Origin of the sequence: Devosia sp. (assembly GCF_041917035.1) — a bacterium.
Taxonomy (GTDB): Bacteria; Pseudomonadota; Alphaproteobacteria; order Rhizobiales; family Devosiaceae; genus Devosia_A.
In genome coordinates this window covers 1-3,002 of record NZ_JAYRYM010000350.1, presented here as the reverse complement: position 1 = coordinate 3,002, position 3,002 = coordinate 1, and the positions used below count along the sequence as shown (strand labels likewise).

Here is a 3,002-nt window from a genome sequence, read left to right as displayed (position 1 = left end):
TCGGAGCCGCGCATCGGGGTGGCGCTGGGCGGCGGATCGGCGCGCGGGCTCACCCACATCCCCTATATCGAGGCGATGGACGAAATCGGCCTCAGGCCCAGTGTCATCGCCGGCACCTCGATCGGGGCGCTGATCGGTTCGGGCTGGGCCAACGGCATGAGCGGGGCGGAACTGCGCGAACACTCCTTCGCCGTGCTGGGCACCATGCGCATCATCGCCTCGCGGCTGTGGGGCGCCCAGGTCCGCAATCTCGGCAGCTTCTTCCAGGGCGGCTTCAACGGACCGCTCGACGCGCGCAAGGTGGTGGACGCCTTCCTGCCCGAGCCGTTCCCGCACGATTTCAAGGACCTGAAGGTGCCGCTCTTCGTGGTGGCCACCGATTTCCAGTCCTGGCACCAGACGGTGTTCGACAGCGGGCCGCTGCGCGATGCAATCGCCGGCTCGATCGCCATCCCCAGCCTGTTCAGGCCGGTGCCGTTCGCCAATCACCTGCTGGTCGACGGCGGGGTGGTGAACCCGCTGCCGCTCGACCAGGCGGCGGCCGATACCGACATTCTGGTGGGCATCGACGTCAACGGCGATCCGTCCGAGCAACTGGGCAAGACCAACCACTCGATGATCGATGTCTGGTTCGGCTCGGCGCAGATCATGATGCACTCGCTGACCGCGCACATGATGGCGGCCTATCCGCCGGACATCTACGTGCGGCCGCACCTGGGGCTGTTCGGCGCGCTCGAGTTCTGGCGCGTGCGCGAGATCATCGCGCATGTCGAGCGCGACAAGGACAACTTCAAGCGCTCGCTGGAGCGCCGGGTCGAGAACTTCCTGCGCCACCGCGAGGGCACGCATCGCGCCGAGGACCGCTGAGGGCGCCCCCGGCTCAGCGCAGGCGGGCGAAGAACCGCCGCAGCAGGTCCGCGGCGCGGCGCTCGCCGAGCCCGGCGATCACCTCCGGCCGGTGGTGGCATTGCGGGCTCGCGAACAGCCGCACGCCATTGTCCACGGCGCCGGCCTTGGTGTCCTCGGCGGCGTAGTAGAGGCGGCGCAGCCGGGCATGGGCGATGGCCCCGGCGCACATGGAGCAGGGCTCGAGCGTCACGTAGAGGTCGCAGCCATCGAGCCGGCCCGTGCCGCGGGCGGCGAGCGCCGCGCGGATGGCGAGGAGCTCGGCGTGCGCGGTGGGATCGTTCAGCTCGCGCATGCGGTTGCGCTCGGCGGCGAGCACGGTGTCGCCCTCGACGACGACGGCGCCGACCGGGGCCTCGCCGGCGGCTTCCGCGGCTTAGCGCCAGGTCCATCGGGCCGGGCATGGCTAGACCCCCGCCGCCATCACGGCGAAGGCCGTGGCCGAGGATTGCCAGGGCGCGCCGGTGGCGAAGTCGAGCGGCTCGGAGGCCGAAAAGCCCGCCGCGGCCAGTTCCGCGGCGATCGATTGCGGGGTGTAGTACTGCATCCAGTTGCAGATCTCGAAGGTCTCCCGGCGCCGGACGACGAGGTAGCGCTCGAGGCTGATCGACGCCGCCGGATAGAGAAAGCTGGCGCTGAACACGAAGTGATCGCCCTCGGCCCAGAAACCGCCATCGCGATGATGGGCGAAGCCCTCCACCTCGCGCAGGGCGGCGAACTGGCCGGGGCTGAACAGATCGAGGACGAAACGCCCGCCCGGCGCGAGGATTTCGGCGATCCGGCCGAGCAGCAGCCGGCGGCGATCCGGCGACAGGGCGCAGTAATCGCCGTAGATCAGGGTGACGAGGTCGACCGGACCGGGCAGCGGATCGGCGAGATAGTCCGCCTCGCGATAGGCGATCCCGAGGCCCTGCGTCGCGGCGCTGTGCCGGGCGTGGGCCAGGGAGCGGGCGGAGAAATCGAGCCCGGTGACGCGTGCGCCCCGCAGCGCCATGCGCTCGCAGTAGAGGCCCGGGCCGCAGCCGAGGTCGAGCACGCGGCGGCCGGCAAGCCCGATCCGCCGGTCGAGCCAGGAGACGAAGCCGTCGATGGTCGCGGGCCGGCGCGAGGCGAGATCGTGGGCGGGATCGAGATGGGCCGCCAGCATCTGCTGCGCCACATGCGGATCGGTCCACAGCCGGCGCGTGGTGTAGCGCGAGAACGGCTCGGGGCGTGCGAAGAAGTCGGAGAGCTGCGCGTGCATGGTTCCCGCTTCAGCCGAAACTGTGCGGCAAGTCAACCGCGGGTCGGCAGCGCCGGCCCGATCGCCTACATAATGGGGCAAGGAGAATCGCCCGTGCCCATCCGCCAGCTGCCAGAGGACCTGATCAACCGCATCGCCGCGGGCGAAGTGGTGGAGCGGCCGGCCAGCGTCGTCAAGGAGCTGATCGAGAACGCCGTCGATGCCGGCGCCGGCCGGATCCGGGTGACGACCGCGGGCGGCGGCATCGCGCTCATCCGCATCGAAGACGACGGCGCCGGGATGGACGAGGCCGACCTCATGTTGTCGGTGGAGCGGCACGCCACCTCGAAGCTCCCCGACGACGGGCTCGACGACATCCGCACGCTCGGCTTCAGGGGCGAGGCGCTGGCCTCGATCGGCTCGGTCGCCGAACTGAGGATCGCGACGCGGCAGGCTGAGGCCGCGACGGGCCTTGCCCTCGAGGTCCGCCACGGGGTGCGCGGGCGGCCGGTGCCGATCGCGATCAACCGCGGCACCATCGTCGAGGTGCGCGACCTGTTCGGCCGGGTTCCGGCCCGGCGGAAGTTCCTCAAGGGCGAGCGGGCCGAGGCAGCGGCGATCACCGACGCGGTGAGGCGCCTCGCGATGGCCAATCCGCACGTGCAGTTCGGGCTCGAGGGGGCCGACCGGACGGCCTCGAACTGGCCGGCCGAGACCGGCGACGGAGCGCTTCGGGCCCGCGTCGCGGCGGTGATGGGCGCCGATTTCGGCGACAACGCGGTGCCGCTGGCGATGATCCGGCACGGCATCGTGGTCACCGGCCTTGCCGGGCTGCCGACCTATACGCGGGCCAATTCGCTGGGTCAGTATTTCT

At 71.0% G+C, this 3,002-nt stretch carries 3 protein-coding genes and 1 pseudogene; 2 read left to right on the top strand and 2 right to left on the bottom strand.

Features of this window, described 5'->3' with window-relative positions; all coding sequences use genetic code 11:
* On the top strand, positions 1–867 hold an 867-nt coding region (locus ACE3TU_RS20830), incomplete at its 5' end, for a patatin-like phospholipase family protein (protein WP_374627739.1).
* A 13-nt stretch (positions 868–880) separates the two neighbouring features.
* On the opposite strand, the pseudogene ACE3TU_RS20825 reads toward ACE3TU_RS20830, so the two are convergent.
* Positions 881–1,279, bottom strand: a pseudogene (locus tag ACE3TU_RS20825) (nucleoside deaminase); the annotation flags it as partial.
* A 33-nt stretch (positions 1,280–1,312) separates the two neighbouring features.
* The gene (locus ACE3TU_RS20820) at positions 1,313–2,149 is read right to left on the bottom strand and encodes a class I SAM-dependent methyltransferase (protein WP_374627737.1); all 837 of its coding nucleotides are present in this window, start codon (positions 2,147–2,149) and stop codon (positions 1,313–1,315) included.
* A 93-nt stretch (positions 2,150–2,242) separates the two neighbouring features.
* On the opposite strand from ACE3TU_RS20820, the gene mutL reads away from it, so the two are divergent.
* Positions 2,243–3,002 (top strand): DNA mismatch repair endonuclease MutL (gene mutL, locus ACE3TU_RS20815; RefSeq protein ID WP_374627735.1); only part of this gene is annotated, 760 nt, incomplete at its 3' end.

Coding starts and splice junctions, on each gene's coding strand:
- ACE3TU_RS20820 (WP_374627737.1), bottom strand. CDS start 2,149: ATGCACGCGCAGCTCTCCGACTTCTTCGCACGCCCCGAGCCGTTCTCG.